This window comes from Micromonospora endolithica, from assembly GCF_003626595.1.
Taxonomy (GTDB): domain Bacteria; phylum Actinomycetota; class Actinomycetes; order Mycobacteriales; family Micromonosporaceae; genus Micromonospora; species Micromonospora endolithica.
Window position 1 is genome coordinate 240,218 of sequence record NZ_RBAK01000004.1, and the last position, 14,846, is coordinate 255,063.

14 protein-coding genes are annotated in these 14,846 nt (G+C 72.7%); 6 read left to right on the top strand and 8 right to left on the bottom strand.

Annotated elements, in window-relative coordinates; translation table 11 throughout:
• Positions 1-2 precede the first annotated feature (2 nt).
• The gene (locus D7223_RS12905; RefSeq protein WP_120728545.1) at positions 3-1,016 is read right to left on the bottom strand and encodes an RNA polymerase subunit sigma-70; all 1,014 of its coding nucleotides are present in this window, start codon (positions 1,014-1,016) and stop codon (positions 3-5) included.
• 137 nt (positions 1,017-1,153) lie between these two features.
• On the opposite strand from D7223_RS12905, the gene D7223_RS12910 reads away from it, so the two are divergent.
• Positions 1,154-1,705: a PadR family transcriptional regulator gene (locus D7223_RS12910; RefSeq protein ID WP_120728547.1), complete on the top strand. Its 552-nt coding sequence runs from the start codon at positions 1,154-1,156 to the stop codon at positions 1,703-1,705.
• Between the two features lie 22 nt (positions 1,706-1,727).
• Positions 1,728-3,449, top strand: coding sequence for an acyl-CoA dehydrogenase family protein (locus tag D7223_RS12915; protein ID WP_120728549.1), 1,722 nt, complete (start codon positions 1,728-1,730; stop codon positions 3,447-3,449).
• 124 nt (positions 3,450-3,573) lie between these two features.
• Here D7223_RS12915 and D7223_RS33035 read toward each other — a convergent pair whose 3' ends face one another.
• Together D7223_RS33035 and D7223_RS12920 are read right to left on the bottom strand one after the other, a co-directional pair.
• Positions 3,574-3,720, bottom strand: a complete 147-nt coding sequence (locus D7223_RS33035; protein ID WP_186832205.1) for a hypothetical protein — start codon at positions 3,718-3,720, stop codon at positions 3,574-3,576.
• 97 nt (positions 3,721-3,817) lie between these two features.
• The gene (locus D7223_RS12920) at positions 3,818-4,108 is read right to left on the bottom strand and encodes a DUF4287 domain-containing protein (protein ID WP_120728550.1); all 291 of its coding nucleotides are present in this window, start codon (positions 4,106-4,108) and stop codon (positions 3,818-3,820) included.
• Positions 4,109-4,265: 157 nt separating this feature from the next.
• On the opposite strand from D7223_RS12920, the gene D7223_RS12925 reads away from it, so the two are divergent.
• Positions 4,266-4,826 carry a TetR/AcrR family transcriptional regulator gene (locus D7223_RS12925; protein WP_120728552.1) on the top strand — a complete coding sequence of 187 codons (561 nt, stop codon included), beginning with the start codon at positions 4,266-4,268 and terminating at the stop codon, positions 4,824-4,826.
• Here the strand turns inward: D7223_RS12925 and D7223_RS12930 are convergent.
• Both D7223_RS12930 and D7223_RS12935 read right to left on the bottom strand, forming a co-directional pair.
• Positions 4,823-5,686 (bottom strand): diacylglycerol/lipid kinase family protein, encoded by an 864-nt coding sequence (locus D7223_RS12930; RefSeq protein ID WP_120728554.1) that lies wholly within the window; start codon positions 5,684-5,686, stop codon positions 4,823-4,825. The two genes, D7223_RS12925 and D7223_RS12930, sit on opposite strands and share 4 nt — an antisense overlap.
• A 1-nt stretch (position 5,687) precedes the next feature.
• Positions 5,688-7,253 (bottom strand): FAD-binding oxidoreductase, encoded by a 1,566-nt coding sequence (locus tag D7223_RS12935; RefSeq protein ID WP_120728555.1) that lies wholly within the window; start codon positions 7,251-7,253, stop codon positions 5,688-5,690.
• 45 nt (positions 7,254-7,298) lie between these two features.
• On the opposite strand from D7223_RS12935, the gene D7223_RS12940 reads away from it, so the two are divergent.
• A complete protein-coding gene (locus tag D7223_RS12940) occupies positions 7,299-8,813 on the top strand; it encodes a glycerol-3-phosphate dehydrogenase/oxidase (protein ID WP_120728558.1) in 1,515 nt (504 codons plus the stop codon).
• A gap of 49 nt (positions 8,814-8,862) precedes the next feature.
• Here D7223_RS12940 and D7223_RS12945 read toward each other — a convergent pair whose 3' ends face one another.
• The 3 genes from D7223_RS12945 to D7223_RS12955 all read right to left on the bottom strand — a co-directional run bounded on the left by D7223_RS12945 (position 8,863) and on the right by D7223_RS12955 (position 11,548).
• Complete coding sequence (locus D7223_RS12945) at positions 8,863-9,234, bottom strand: YciI family protein (RefSeq protein ID WP_120728560.1); 372 nt, start codon at positions 9,232-9,234, stop codon at positions 8,863-8,865.
• Positions 9,235-9,342: 108 nt separating this feature from the next.
• Positions 9,343-10,824 carry a gluconokinase gene (locus D7223_RS12950; protein ID WP_120728562.1) on the bottom strand — a complete coding sequence of 494 codons (1,482 nt, stop codon included), beginning with the start codon at positions 10,822-10,824 and terminating at the stop codon, positions 9,343-9,345.
• Complete coding sequence (locus D7223_RS12955) at positions 10,724-11,548, bottom strand: hypothetical protein (protein WP_120728564.1); 825 nt, start codon at positions 11,546-11,548, stop codon at positions 10,724-10,726. The genes D7223_RS12950 and D7223_RS12955 overlap by 101 nt, the downstream gene beginning before the upstream one ends.
• Before the next feature lie 169 nt (positions 11,549-11,717).
• Here D7223_RS12955 and D7223_RS12960 point away from each other — a divergent pair, with 169 nt between their 5' ends.
• Together D7223_RS12960 and D7223_RS12965 are read left to right on the top strand one after the other, a co-directional pair.
• The gene (locus D7223_RS12960) at positions 11,718-12,833 is read left to right on the top strand and encodes a MerR family transcriptional regulator (protein ID WP_120728893.1); all 1,116 of its coding nucleotides are present in this window, start codon (positions 11,718-11,720) and stop codon (positions 12,831-12,833) included.
• 113 nt (positions 12,834-12,946) lie between these two features.
• Positions 12,947-14,833, top strand: coding sequence for a hypothetical protein (locus D7223_RS12965; protein WP_120728566.1), 1,887 nt, complete (start codon positions 12,947-12,949; stop codon positions 14,831-14,833).
• Positions 14,834-14,846: the final 13 nt, after the last annotated feature.

Genomic DNA, 14,846 nt, shown 5'->3' on the forward strand with positions numbered 1-14,846 from the left:
GACTACTCCGTGCCGTCCGCCGGAAGGCGCTCCGGCAGCCCGAGGCGCGGGAACCGGTCGGCGTGGAAGGTGACGATCTCGGAGATCGCCCCGCCGGTGACGCGCAGGACGTCGATCGTCAGCGGCAGGTACCCGCCGTCGCGCTCCCGCCACTGGTAGAAGGCGACGGCCGACTGCCGGTTCACCGAGGTGGTGACCGCGCGCAGGCCCGCCATGCCCTCGAATCCATCCTCGACCCAGCTGTTCAGCACCGCGTCCCGGCCGATGTGCAGGCCCGGGGTGGGCGGCATCGAGCAGCGGACGTCCTCCCGCAGCATGGCGGCGAGCGCCTTGACGTCCGTGGCCACGCTGGCGTCGGTGAAGCGGCGCACCAGGTCGCGCGTCCCGGCGTCCTCCTCGCCGCCGCTCCAGTCCTGCCGGTCGGCGGGCAGGTGCTCCCGCATGCCGGCGCGGGCCCGTTGCAGCGCGCTGTTCACGGAGTTGACGGAGTCCCCGAGCAGCTCCGCGACGTCCTTCGCGGGCCAGCCGAGCACGTCCCGCAGGATCAGCACGGCCCGCGGGCGGGGGGCGAGGTGCTGGACCGCGACCAGGTACGCCAGCTCGATCGTCTCGCGCGCGACGGCGACCGTCTCCGGCTCGTCCGTGTCGCCGGCGGGCAGCTCGTCGAGCAGCCGGTCCGGGTAGGGCTGGAGCCAGCGCACCTCACCGCCGGTCGCGGGCTCCGGGCGGCACGTGGCGAGCAGGTCCAGGCACGCGTTGGTGGCGATCCGGTACAGCCACGCCCGGAACGTGGACCGCCCCTCGAAGGTCTCCCGCCGCCGCCAGGCACGCAGGAACGTCTCCTGCACGGTGTCCTCGGCGTCCTCGAACGACCCGAGCATCCGGTAGCAGTGCACGTGCAGCTCCCGCCGGTGCCGCTGCGCCAGCCCGGAGAACGCCGGCTCGTCGACCTCACCCAGCCCGCTCACGCCCAGTTCGCTCACGCCCGACTCCTCCAGCCGCGTGTCCGCACTCATCAGGTCATCCTTCCGTCTCGTCCGTTCCCGTCGGAGGTGTGACGGGCGCGGGCGCGACAACTCATCACCGGGGCGGTCGGCGGTGTGGACCCGCGCAGGGGTTGCTATGCAACTCGTTGCATAGCAGGATCGTCGGTGTGGCACTCGAACACGCGATTCTCGTCTCGCTGCTGGAGCAGCCCGGGTCCGGCTACGAGCTGGCCCGGCGGTTCGAGCGCTCGATCGGCCGGTTCTGGACCGCCACCCACCAGCAGATCTATCGCGTCCTCCGGCGGATGGAGACCGACGGCTGGGTCACCGCCGAGGAGATCGGCCAGGATGGGCGCCCCGACAAGAGGCGCTACTCGGTGACCACGGCCGGCCGGGAAACACTCACCAGGTGGCTGCGGGAGCCCGTCCAGCCGGAGACGGTCCGCCACGAACTGGCCGTGAAGATCCGCGGCGCGGCGTACGACGACGATGCCGGCCGGGCCGCGCTGATCGTGCAGGTCGAGCGGTACCGCGCCGACCACGTGGCCACCCTCGACCGCTACCTGGCCGGCGAACGGCGCGACTTCCTCGACGCCGCCGAGATCGACGCGGGTCAGCGGCTGCAGCACGTCGTGCTGCGGGGCGGCATCGCGTACGAGCGGATGGTGCTCGACTGGCTCGACGACGTCCTCGACACCCTCCGCGGCCTCGACCGCTGACCCCCAGGAAGGGACTGCCACCATGGCGAACCCGTTGTTGCTGAACCCGCGCACCTACGACCCCACGCACCTCGACGACGAGACGCGCAGGCTGCTCCGGGCCACCGTCGACTTCTTCGAGCACCGCGGCAAGAAGGCGCTGGTCGACAGCTACAACGACCGGGCCTGGTACGGCGACTTCCTGGACTTCGTCGCGAAGGAGGGCCTGTTCGCGACCTTCCTGACGCCGGCGGCCGAGGGCGGCGGGGCCCCGGCGAGACGCTGGGACACGGCGCGCAACGCGGCGCTCAGCGAGATCCTCGGCTTCTACGGCCTCGGCTACTGGTACACCTGGCAGGTGACCGTCCTGGGTCTCGGGCCGGTGTGGCAGAGCGCGAACCCGAGCGCCCGCGCCCGCGCGGCCCAGTTGCTGGCCGACGGCCACGTCATGGCGTTCGGCCTGTCCGAGCGCGGCCACGGCGCCGACATCTACGCCACCGACATGATCCTCACGCCGGACGGCGCGGACGGATTCCGGGCCAACGGCGGTAAGTACTACATCGGCAACGGCAACGTCGCCGGCCTCGTCTCCGTCTTCGGTCGCCGCGCCGACGTGCCGGGGCCCGACGGCTACGTCTTCTTCGCCGCGGACAGCCGCCATCCCGCCTACCGCCTGGTCAAGAACGTCGTGAACGGGCAGATGTACGTCAGCGAGTTCCGGCTCGAGGACTACCCGGTACGCGACGAGGACGTGCTGCACACCGGCAGGGCCGCGTTCGACGCCGCGCTCAACACCGTCAACGTCGGCAAGTTCAACCTGTGCACCGCGTCCATCGGCATCTGCGAGCACGCGATGTACGAGGCCGTCACCCACGCCCACCGGCGGGTGCTCTACGGCAAGCGGGTCACCGACTTCCCGCATGTACGGCGTGAGCTGACCGACGCGTACGCCCGGCTGGTCGCGATGAAGTTGTTCAGCGACCGGGCCACCGACTACTTCCGGTCAGCGGGCCCGGACGACCGGCGGTACCTGCTGTTCAACCCGATGACCAAGATGAAGGTCACCACCGAGGGCGAGCGGGTGATCGACCTGCTGTGGGACGTGATCGCCGCGAAGGGTTTCGAGGCGGACACCTATTTCGACAAGGCCGCCAAGGACATTCGTGGCCTGCCGAAGCTTGAGGGCACCGTGCACGTCAACCTCGCCCTGATCCTGAAGTTCATGCCGAACTACCTGTTCCGGCCGGCCGGCTTCGCGCCGGTGCCGACCCGTCAGGACCCCGCCGACGACGAGTTCCTCTTCCAGCAGGGACCGGCCCGCGGCCTCGGGGCGATCCGGTTCCACGACTGGCGCGCCGCCTACGACGCGTATGCCGAGATCCCGAACGTCGCGGTGCTCCGGGAACAGGCCGACGGACTCCGCGACCTGCTGCGTACCCACGCCCCGGACGAGGAGCAGCAACGCGACCTGGACCTCATGCTCACCCTCGGCCAGCTCTTCGCGCTGGTCGTCTACGGTCAGCTGATCCTGGAACAGGCCGAGCTGACCGGCCTGGATCGCCACCTGCTGGACGAGATCTTCGCGGTCCTCGTCGGGGACTTCTCCGCCTTCGCGACGGACCTGCACGGCAAGGCCGCCGCCACCGAGGCGCAGGCCGCCTGGGCCGTGGCGCACCTGCGCCGCCCGATTCCCGACCCGTCCCGGACCGCCGCCGTGTGGGCGCAGGTCGTGGCGCTCTGCGGCGCGTACGAGATGCAGCCGTAGCGGCCCCGAAGTCCCTCGCCCCCGGTCCGCCGTCCATCCCGGCAGGTCCTTGTCGACCCGGACGGGATGGACGGCGGGTTGTCGAACGTGGTCGCAGCGGCGTCGACCGGGTTCGGCCCGGGCGTCAGCCGCTGATCACCGGCCAGGCGTAGGCCAGCAGAGCACATGCCGCCCCGAGCAGTGCGAGCGAGAAACCCCGGGTCGGGATGGGCAGCGCGGCGAGCACGAGCAGGATGACCGCGACGATGTAGAGAAACGCCTGTGCCGACATGGCAGGCTCCTCAGAGGCTGGACGATGGGGTGCGATCTCTACCCCTGCCGACCTGGTCGCGAAACCCGTGCCTGCCAGGGCGCCTGGCCGGCGCGACTCAGGTCGGCCGGCCGGCTTTTCCGTCCAGCCACAGCGTGTCGGCGACGTCGCGGTGCGAGCCGGCCGAGCCGACGTGCGTGGCGCTGATGGTCGGCCCCTTCTTGATCACGTGGACCAGTGCCATGGCATGCCCGCGACCGAGGCCGTACTCGGCTTTCAGCCAGTCCACGATCACGCCGGCCTTCACGTCGACCGCGTCGTAGCCGTGTCGCTTGGCCTCGTCGACCAGGACACGCGGTGTCTTGCCCGTCTTGTCCTCGATCGCGTCGAGGTATGCCTGGAAGGACATGGTGGTCGGCCTCGCATTCGGTAGTTGACGACACCTACTCTGCGCGAGCCCGAGGGGGTGATCAAGTAAGGTTCGGACCACGACCGTTGCGTAACGGGCAACGATCGACCCTTGATGTGGCGGATGCGGGCCGGCCGCCGCGTGGTAGACATGCCGCGTGGACGACCTGGTGCTGGACGCCGCCCGGGACTGCGTGCTGGCCTACGGGGTGCGGCGTACGACGTTGACGGACGTGGCGCGCCGGGCCGGGGTCTCGCGGATGACCGTCTACCGGCGCTGGCCCGACGTGCAGTCGCTGATCGGGGACCTGATGAGCCGGGAGTGGCACCAGGTGCTGGTGGCCACCGGGGAGGACGAGCGCGACGGGCCGGCCCGGTCCCGCCTCGTGGGGCGGGTGACGGCAGGGGCGCGCCTGTTGCGGGAGCACCCACTGCTGTGCAAGATCCGGGACGTCGATCCGGAGGTGCTGCTGCCGTACCTGCTGGATCGGCGTGGCGGCGGTCAGGACGAGATGCTGCGATTCCTGGCCACGGCGGTGGCCGGCGGCCAGGCCGACGGCTCGGTCCGGCCCGGCGACGCCGGGCTGATGGCTCGCGCGGTCTACCTCACCGCGCAGTCCTTCGTGCTCTCCGTCCGGACGGTCGCCGACGGCACGCCGCTCGCCGAGTTCGACCGCGAGCTGGCCCGTCTGGTCGACGGCTACCTGCGCCCCGACTAACCGGCGATGATCCGCAGCGCTCCGGGCCGCACCTCGACCTTCACCTCCGCCGTCTGGCCGACCGGGTCCCCGTCGCCGTAGACGACGACCGGCCGGTCCGCGCGTACGGTGACCGAGCCGGTGCGGTAGGCGGTGACCTGCCGCAGTCCCACGTGCGATCCGGTACGCATCCGCCAGAGGGCGACCGGGAACAGCAGCCGGCTGGCGTGTCGGACCACCACCACCTCCAGGGTCCCGTCGTCGGGCCGTGCCCCCGGGGCGACGTGCAGCCCGTTGCCGTAGTACCCGCAGTTGGCCGCCACCACGGTGTACGCGTGCACCCGCTCCGTCCGGCCGTCCAGGGTGATCGTGTACCGGGTGCGGGGCCAGCGCAGCAGCGCGCGCAGACCGGTGCTGGGATACACCAGCGACGCGGGCAGGCGGGACCGGTTGGCCAGCTCGTTGGCGGCGGCGTCGACCCCGACGTAGACGCTTCCGATGACCGTCTGCCCGGCGACGCGCAGCACGTCCAACTGTCGGGGCCGACCGTGCAGCAGCAGGTCGGCGACCTCGGTGGGGGAGTGCGGCAGTCGCAACTCACGTGCCAGGTCGTTGCCGCGTCCGGCGGGGATGACGCCGAGCGTCCCCCCGGCGTCGACGACGGCGGCGGCGAGCAGCCGGATGGTGCCGTCGCCACCGGCGGCGACCACGACCTCGCCGGCGTCGACCGCCTCGGTCGCGCACCGGCGAGCCTGCTCGGTGGTCTGCGTGTACTCCACCCGGATCCGCGCGCCGGCGGCACGCAGATGGTGGGCCACCGGCATCAGGCGGGACAGCCCTCGGCGCGCGGCCGGGCCGAGGATCACCGCGAAGGTGCGCACCTCACGGCACCAGGATGCCGGGATTGAGGATGCCGGCCGGATCCAGGTGCCGTTTGACCGTGCGGAGCAGGTCCACGGCGACGTCCCCGATCTCGGTGGCGTACCACTGCCGGTGGTCGGCGCCGACCCCGTGGTGGTGGGTGATGGTGGCGCCCGCGGCGATGATCGCGTCGCCGGCCGCCGCCTTCGCGGTGTGCCACCGGCCGATCGGGTCCGGCCCGGGGGAGCAGATCACCGTGAAGTACAGCGAGGCGCCCGTTTCGTAGACGTGGGACACGTGGCCCAGCACCAGCGCCCCGTCCGGCAGCGCGTCGAGCAGAGCCGCCCGGACGCGCTGGTACACCTGCGGCAGCGTCGACCAGTACGCCGCGGTCTCCAGGGTCTCGGCGAACGCGCCGGCCTCCAGCAGCGCGTCACGCAGGTACGGGGCGTCGAAGCGGTGCCGCACCCACTGCTGCCCCGCCTCGGCTCCCAGCGGCACTCCGCCGTGCGCGGCGAGTACGCCGGCGGCCGCCTCGGCGGTGGGGTGGACGTCGGCCCCCTCGTACCCGGCGATCAGCAGGCACCCGCCGTCCGACCGGCCGGAGCCGGCCGCCCCGATCATGGTCTCGATCTCGTCGGAGAGTCGCAGCACGGTGGGTCGTGGTCCGTCCTGCGCCAACCGGCGTACCGCGTCCAGGCCGGCGGCGAACGACTCGAACCGCCAGCCCTCGTGGTGTGACTGCGCCGGCAGGGGACGTACCCGCACGGTGACGTCGGTGATGATGCCGAGCGTGCCCTCGCTGCCCAGGAAGAGCTGCCGCAGGTCGGGACCGGCCGCCGAGGCGGGCGCGCGACCGATCCGGACGGTGCCCCGGGGCGTGGCGACCGTCAGCGCCGTCACCATGTCGTCGAAGCGACCGTAGCCGGCGGACGCCTGCCCGGAGGAGCGGGTGGCGGCGAAGCCGCCGATGGTCGCGTACTCGTAGGACTGGGGAACGTGGCCGAGGGTCAGCCCGTGCGCGGCGAGCAGCTGCGCGGCCCGCGGGGCGGGCAGCCCCGCCTGCAGGGTGGCGGTCCGGGACACCGGGTCGACGGAGACGACGTCGTCGAGCCGGCAGAGGTCGACGGTCACGTGCCGGGCGGCGGCGGGAGTCAGGCCACCCACCACGGAGGTGCCGCCGCCGAAGGGGACGACCGGCACGCCGCGTGCGGAGCAGACGTCGAGTACGGCCACCACCTCGGCGTGGTCGGCCGGGCGGATCACCGCCTGCGGGGCGAGGGTCGGCCGGCCGAGCCGGTCGCGCAGCAGGTCCGGGGTGGACATGCCGGACGCCCGGCGGGCCCGGGCCGGCGCGGCGGTCACCACGTGCTCGTCGCCGACCGCGTGCCGAAGTGCGTCGAGGACCACCTCGTCCAGTTCGCAGTCCGGCAGGGCGACCTCGGCCAGCGGCACGGCCGGCGGTGGCGGCGTCAGGTCGAGCACCTGCGCCAGCAGTTTCCGCGCGCCGTCCGGCAGTTCCCGGGCGGCCTGCGCCGTTCCCCAGCGGGCCCATCCGGTGTCCGACGCTTCCCCTCGCTCATCCATGTGTGACAGAGTTACATCCAATGTCACTTAGTGCAAGGAGTTCGGGTGGAGGCATCACTGACCGGCGCCCGGCGTGACCGTGACCTGGCCGAGCTGGCCGCCGGCACCACCGTCGACGTCCTCGTGGTCGGGCTGGGCGTCACCGGCGCCGGGGTGGCGCTCGACGCCGCCAGCCGGGGACTGTCCGTGGTCGCCGTCGACGCGCACGACCTGGCGCACGGCACCTCCCGGTGGAGTTCCAAGCTCGTGCACGGGGGGCTCCGCTACCTCGCCCACGGCGAGGTCGGCGTCGCCTACGAGAGCGCGGCGGAGCGTCACCTGCTGCTGACGCGTACCGCCCCGCACCTCACCCGGCCGCTGCCCATGCTGCTGCCGTCGACCGCCTTCACCACCGGTTGGCAGGACCGCGCCGCGGCGGCCGGGCTGCGCGCCGGAGACCTGCTCCGTACCTGCGCCGGGACGTCCCGCCGCGCCCTTCCCGGCACCCGCCGGCTCGGGGCGGCCGAGGCCGGCGCGATGGCACCGGCGCTGCGCCCGGCCGGGTTACGCGGCGCGCAGCTCTCCTGGGACGGGCAACTCTGCGACGACGCCCGACTCGTCGTCGGCCTGGCCCGCGCCGCCGCCGCCCACTCCGCGCGCATCCTGCCCCGGTGCCGAGCCGTCGATCTGCACCGCGACGGCGCCACCATCGTGGACACCCGCACCGGCAGCCGGCTGACCGTCTCCGCCCGCGCCGTGGTCAACGCCACCGGTGTGTGGGCGGGCGACCTCACCCCGCACGTCCGGCTGCGCCCGTCGCGGGGTACGCACATCGTGCTGTCCGCCGCCCGGCTGGGCGGCCTCTGGACCGGGCTGACGATTCCGGTTCCCGGTGAGTTCACCCGTTACGTCTTCGCGCTGCCCCAGACCGACGGCCTGGTCTACGCCGGCCTGACCGACGAGGCGGTGGACGGACCCGTGCCCGACGTGCCGGAAGCCACCGAGGCCGACATCGCGTTCCTGCTCGACGTGCTCAACAGTGTCCTCGACGTGCCCCTGCGACCGTCCGACGTGCTCGGCGCGTACGCCGGTCTGCGCCCGCTGCTGGACGGTGCCGCCCGGACCGCCGACATCTCCCGGCGACACGCGGTCATCGACGATCCGGACGGCATCATCAGCGTGGTCGGCGGCAAGCTCACCACCTACCGCCGGATGGCGCAGGACGCCGTCGACACCGCGGTGCGTACGCGTCGACTCACCGCGGGCCCCTGTCGTACCCGGCGGCTCCCGCTGCCCGGGGCGGCGAGCCGGGCGCAACTGGCCCGGGTGCCGGCACCCCGCCGGCTGGTCCAGCGCTACGGCACCGAGGCGGTCGACGTGCTGGCCGGGGCGCCGGTCGAGCTGCACCGGCCGATCGGGCCCGACATCCCGGTCACCGGGGCCGAGCTGCTCTGGGCCGTCCGACACGAACTCGCGCTCACCGTCGACGATCTGCTCGACCGGCGTACCCGCGTCGGGCTCGTCCCGGCGCACCGGGAGACCGCGCTGCCGGTGGCGCGGGACATCCTCGCGCGGGGATGATCCTCCCCGCCGGTGCTCGTCTGCGTGCAGCGGTTGCGGGTGTCGGACGCTATCGCCGGCCAGCCTGGCGGAGCATCGCGTCGGTCTCGGCGTCGGGCATGAGCTCCCGGACCTCCTGCGCGCAGCGGCAACCGGCGGCGATCCTGGCCGCCCACTTCAGCGCCTCCTCGCGGGAGGCCACCTCGACGATCGAGAACCCGCCGATGACCGCCTTGGTCTCCGGGTAGGGCCCATCGGTGACCACCCCGTCCGTGCCCACGATGCTCGCCTGCTGCCGCTGGAGTCCGGCGCCGAACACCCACACGCCGGCTTCCGCGGCCTCCCGGACCACCGCGTGCGAGGCCCTACTCACCTCGGTCCAGTCCGCGTCGGGGATGTGGTCCATCGCGCCGTCATTGAACGAGATCAAGTACCGGGCCACCGGATGACTCCCTTGTCACGGCGGCCCCTCCGGCCGCCTCTCACCTGTTCTACGAACGACCCGCCCCGGATCCGACGCCGTGCCGGAGAAATCTTCAACGGGCGTTCCTCAGCCGCGCACGAGGGCGTCGTACACCGTGGCGAACCGCGCGCGCCGTCCGGCGTAGTGCGCGACGTGCGCCGGTCGGGGTTCGTAGGTCGCTCCGGTGGTCCGGGGGGCGCGCGGGACGTCCGGCGCCAGGACGTCCAGCGCGAGCAGCGCGGTGCCACGCTGCGTGGCGCGCCGCCGGGTCACGTGCGTGACGGGCCGCCCGAGCACGTCCGCGAGGATCTGGAGCCATTCCGGGTGGTCGTTGCTGACCCGCCCGGACGCCGCGACCTCCAGGACCCGCGGGGCGGCCGGGTGCAACTCGTCGGTGACGCGCGCGTAGGTCATGGCGACGCCCTCGACGATCCCGCGGAACAGGGCGTCGGCGTCCGTGGCCGCCGACACTCCGCCGAGCACGGCGCGGGCCCCGCCGACCCAGCCCGGCGCGCGTTCACCGGTGAGGTACGGCAGGACCAGCGGCGTGGCGTCGCTCGGCGGCGCGGTGAGGGCGTCCGCGAGCGCCGGGCTGAGGCGTAGCGTGCTCTGCGCCCAACTGACGGCGCGACCGACGTCGTTGATCGCCCCGCCGAGCAGCGTGCGTCCCGCGTCGACCCGGTAGTTCCACAGCCCGAACGGTAGGGGATCGGCCGGGCCGTCGAGCAGCACCCGGAGCGCACCGCTGGTGGCGGTGGCCGCGGTGAGCGTCGTGGCGTCGGTCGCCCCGGACCCGATGGTGCTGGCGAAGCCGTCGGTGATGACGGGGAACCACGCGGCCCGAGCCAGGGCGGGCCGGCGCGCCGGGGCCGCCGAAGGCACCGGCTCGGTCATGTCCCGCGGCGGCGAGAACTGCTCGGGGCCGATGCCGGTGGCCGCGAGCAGCTCGGCGTCGAACTCACCGGTGCGACGGTCGAGCAGGCCGGTCCACGCGACCGTGGATGTTCCGGCCAGCGGGTGCCCGACGAGCCGGGCCAGGACGTACTCACCCAGGGACCACCACCCGGCGGCCCCGGCGACGACCCGCGGCTGCGCGGCCGCGAGCCAGCGCAGCCGCGGAGCGTGGTAGCTGGTGTGCAGGCGGGTGCCGGTGCGCTGCTGCACGGCCTGCTCGTCGAGTTCGTTCCGTAATGTCGCGACCGCGTCGGCGCTGCGCGAGTCGGCGTAGGTGAGGCACGGGGTGAGCGCGCGGCCGGCCGCGTCGACCGCGATCAGCGAGGCGGCGAAGGTGTCCATCGCGACCCCGGCGATGCGGGTCCCCAGCCGTGGGTCCCCGGTCACCGCGTCGAGGACCTGCTCGACCTCCGCGGTCACCTGATCTCCGTCGATGACCGAGGTGCCGTCGGACGCGACCGTGAAGGCGTGCGGCACCTTGTGCTGCAGGCCGCGGACCCGCCGACCCGACGCGTCATGCACGCCGCCACGGGTGGCGGTGGACCCGATGTCCAGCGCGAGGACCAGCGGGTCCAGCGCCGAGTCGAGGTCGACGTCGTCGTCGGTCCGGGTCATCGCAGTCCTCGTCGTCGGCGGTGCGGGTCTCCGACGACCCTAACCAACCTTCGGGCGGGACGCCCGCCGTGGACAACGCGGACACTCTCGACGGGCCGACCGTCGGTCGTGACCGGTACGGAGCGCTTCGCGCGTTACCGGAGGACCGCTGATCAGTATCGCCAGCGGAAGAAGCGCGAGCGCGACTCGGTCGCGCTGCGCCTGCGGGCCTGGACAGGTGGACCCGCAGCAGCCCGTTGCGCAGCAGCGCGAGCGCGGCGGCGTCGACCACCTCACCCCGGCCGATCAGCAGCACCCGGCTCTGCCGGAAGGCGGCGAAACGCCCGACCGCGCCGTCGACGTAGTGTTCGACGAACGAGATCTGCCGCTGGAACCGGGCCTTCACCTCCGGGGCGAGGACGACGTCGGGCTCCCGGCCGCGGTCGCGTACGAAGCCCCGGTCCAGCAGCGTCCGGATGGTGGCGGTGACCATCGCCGCCTGCGCGTCGCCGAGCCCGGTGCAGAGATCCTCGACGCTGTGCTCGCCGGTCAGGTGGGGTGTCAGGCTGGAGACCAGCCGGTAGGCCGACCGGCCCTTGAGGACGAAACCGTTGTCCGAGTGCCGGAGAAAGACGCCGTCGGCCGACTCGGCGAACACGACGTCGTGCCGGAGCCGTGGCCGCACGGCGGCCAGGTCGTCGGCCGTCCGGTCGCGCTCGACGACGCCGGTGGATGCCTGATCCATCCGCCCATCCCTTCCACGCTGGCTGCCTTCGGCGGAATCGTGGCAGGGACCTCTACACAACGGCCATGCGTCGCTGTATAGGAAGGTGTGGATGCGGTCGTGTAGGTGTCCGCACCCGCCACCCGGCGCGCTTGCTCCTCACGCGACGTCATGCCACATAGTCGTGGGCGTGACGGAGCACCTGACCGTGGGACGGGTGGCGGAGTTGGCCGGGGTCAGCGTCCGCACCCTGCACCACTACGACGAGATCGGCCTCCTGGAGCCGTCCACCCGGACCGCGGCCGGGCACCGGGCCTACTCCGCCGGCGATGTGGAGCGGCTCCGGGAGGTGCTCGCGTACCGACGGCTGGGCTTCGGACTACGGGAGATCGCGGATCTGGTCGACGATCCGACCACCGACGCGGTCGCGCATCTGTGCCGGCTGCGCGGTCTGCTGATGGACCAGCGCGACCGCGCCGCTGCCATGGTGGCGGCCATAGACAGGGAACTGGAGGCACGAGCAATGGGCATCAGGACGACGCCGGAGGAGCAGTTGACAGTGTTCGGCGGGCAGTTGTACGACGCCATCGGATCCGCCTACCCCGCGACGCGGCGCACCGACCCACGGATCGCCGCGCGCGTCTGGGACGCGCTGGGGGACGCCCGAACGGTGCTGAACGTCGGGGCCGGCACCGGCTCCTACGAACCACCCGACCGGGACGTCACCGCGGTGGAACCGTCGGCGGTGATGCGGGCGCAGCGTCCGGTGGGCGCGGCGCCGTGCGTCGCCGCCGCCGCGGAGCGGCTGCCGTTCGAGGACCAGTCCTTCGACGCCGCGATGGCGGTCAGCACCGTCCACCACTGGTCGGACCCGGTGGCCGGGCTGCGCGAGATGCGGCGGGTGGCCCGCCGCGTGGTGGTGTTCACCTACGACGCCGACGACATCGGGTGGCGTCAACGGTTCTGGCTCACCCGCGACTACCTGCCCGAGTTCGGGGACCTCCTGGTCGGCTGGCCGTCGCTGGCCGACCTGACGCACGCGATCGGCGGACGCGCGGAGCCGCTGCTCGTCCCGTGGGACTGCGCCGACGGCTTCTTCGAGGCCCACTGGCGCCGGCCCGAGGCATACCTGGACGAACGCGTGCGCCGCGCGGTTTCGGTCTGGACCAGAGTCGGATCGCAGGCCGAACAGCGGGCGGTCAGCACGCTGGCCGCGGACCTCCGCTCGGGTCGGTGGGCCGAGCGCAACCGTGACCTCGTCGCCCTCGACGCGGCGGAACTCGGTCTCCGCCTGCTCGTGGCCTGAACCACCGCGCGCCTGCGCCGCCGTGGGCGAGCCGCCAGCGGCGGTGTCACCGACCCGAGACGTACATCGGACAGTCAGCGGCGAGACATTATCGCCGTCCCTAGCGTGGGCGCATGGCCAACACGACGTCCGGCGGCTGCTATACCGTCGGCGAGCTGCTCGACGCGTCCAAGGATCGCGGCCAGCTCAACGGCACGCAGGTCTTCGGCCTCGACATCGCCGAGAAGGTGATCTTCGAGCACTACGTGACGGTCACCAACCACGCCGCCTTCCCGCAGGCGGTACTGGACGAACGGGACTGGCCCGACCACGGCGGCAAGCGCAACTACTGCGAGATGTTGGCCCGGCGCAACAAGCACGTCACGGTCGAGCGGTTGATGGCCGAACGGATGCGCTGGCCGGACATCGTCACCCACGACGGCGTCTCCGCCCCGCCGATCGTGGCGATCATCAACTCGCTCGTCCTCCACCCGGGTCGGCCGGCCGCGCCCCGGCCCGCGCTCCGCCGGGGCAGGCACGAGTTCTACGAGATCAAGCCGGACTCGGACACCGGTATCGAACGCGGTAAGGAGAAGCTCAAGGACATCATCCGGGTCTACCGGAAGTTCGAGCTGCCCTACCGGCCCGGTGACTACTACCCGCCGTACGGCAAGAACGTGAAGATCCCACTGCCGGTCAACCGACTGTTCGCCGTGCTGTGTGGGACGCTGCTGGCCCGCCACGGGATGACCGCGATCCGCCTGGCGCTGCACGTGCGCCGGGAGCGCAGCGGGCTGCTGTTGTACAAGATCTGCGTGGAGATGGACTCCGACGACCGGCGCAGGCAGCAGACGCTGAGCAAGGCCCTGGCCAAGCACATCCTCGCCGTCTACGTGTACTGCCTGGCCCCGGAACGGTTCAGGGACCTGGGTCAGGAGTTGGGCGACACGTCGTACGAGGGCGACGCGGTGCCCCGCATCCGCTGCGCCTTCGACGTGATCGAGCAGCTCAAGCCGTTCAACGCGCGGATCGAGGAGGCGATGTTCCAGCGCGGGCTGGCGCTGCCCGGCGAGCAGTGGCTGCTGGTCTGCGACGAGGCGGCGTACCGGCAACTGGTGCCGTTGCCCGGCCCGAGCGTGAACACGCTGTGGGCGCAGTTCCGCAGGCAGGCCGAGGCGTGGGCGGAGCTGCTGGGCGGCAAGCAGGGCGTGACGATGCTGCGCCAGGACGTGCTGGTGAAGGTCGAGGAGATGGCCCGGCTGGCCAACGGGGTCGTGCCGGGCCTGCGGGAGTTCGCCGACGCGGTGATCCGCTGGATGAGCGCGCACCCGTACCTGACGGTGGCGCTGGTGGTGGTGCCGGTGGTGGTGACCGGCGGCCTGGCCGTGGCGATCGACGCGGGGCTGCTGGTCGGTGGGGCGCTGGCCGCCGCCGAGATCAGCGGCGGGGAGATCGTCGGCGCGAACATGATCGGTGGGCTCGGCCGCGCCGCGCTGCCGCAGTTGGTGGTCGAGGCGGGGTCGGGCACGCAGGTGGCCGCGGCGACCGCCAGCCGCGGCGTGGCGATGACGTTCCAGGAGGTGGCGTTGGCGCAGGCCGGCGGGGCGGGCGCGGCGGCGAACACGACCAGCAACGTGGTGCCGTTGCTGACCACCGCGATGAAGGCCGCCGCGCCGGTGGTCAAGACGGCCGCGGCGGCGGCCGGCGGCATCGCCGTGCTGACCTTCTCCACGCAGGCGTACGCGGGCACGCCCGTCCCGCCCGCGGCCACCCCCGCGCCGGAGCAGCCGCAGACGACCGTGACCGCACCCGACCCGAGGCACCTGATCGCCGAGGTGACGTCGGGGGTGTACCTGGTCCGGGCGCTGGCCGCGCACCGGGGGCCGCGCGACGCCGTCAAGGGCGACCGGATCAACGTCCACGACCACGGGCAGACCCGCGCCGACCGCGACCTGTTCGCGTCCCCCGAGCCTCCGGCACCGCTGCACGTCCGCTACCTGGGCCGGGTAACCGTCCGATGATCGGAGAGGTCCG

Bases quoted from the DNA above. Each gene is read 5' to 3' on its own strand.
- D7223_RS12950 (WP_120728562.1), bottom strand. From the start codon at position 10,824: ATGACCCGGACCGACGACGACGTCGACCTCGACTCGGCGCTGGACCCG.
- D7223_RS12920 (WP_120728550.1), bottom strand. From the start codon at position 4,108: ATGTCCTTCCAGGCATACCTCGACGCGATCGAGGACAAGACGGGCAAG.
- D7223_RS12955 (WP_120728564.1), bottom strand. From the start codon at position 11,548: ATGGATCAGGCATCCACCGGCGTCGTCGAGCGCGACCGGACGGCCGAC.
- D7223_RS12935 (WP_120728555.1), bottom strand. From the start codon at position 7,253: ATGGATGAGCGAGGGGAAGCGTCGGACACCGGATGGGCCCGCTGGGGA.
- D7223_RS33035 (WP_186832205.1), bottom strand. From the start codon at position 3,720: ATGTCGGCACAGGCGTTTCTCTACATCGTCGCGGTCATCCTGCTCGTG.
- D7223_RS12915 (WP_120728549.1), top strand. From the start codon at position 1,728: ATGGCGAACCCGTTGTTGCTGAACCCGCGCACCTACGACCCCACGCAC.
- D7223_RS12905 (WP_120728545.1), bottom strand. From the start codon at position 1,016: ATGAGTGCGGACACGCGGCTGGAGGAGTCGGGCGTGAGCGAACTGGGC.
- D7223_RS12965 (WP_120728566.1), top strand. From the start codon at position 12,947: ATGGCCAACACGACGTCCGGCGGCTGCTATACCGTCGGCGAGCTGCTC.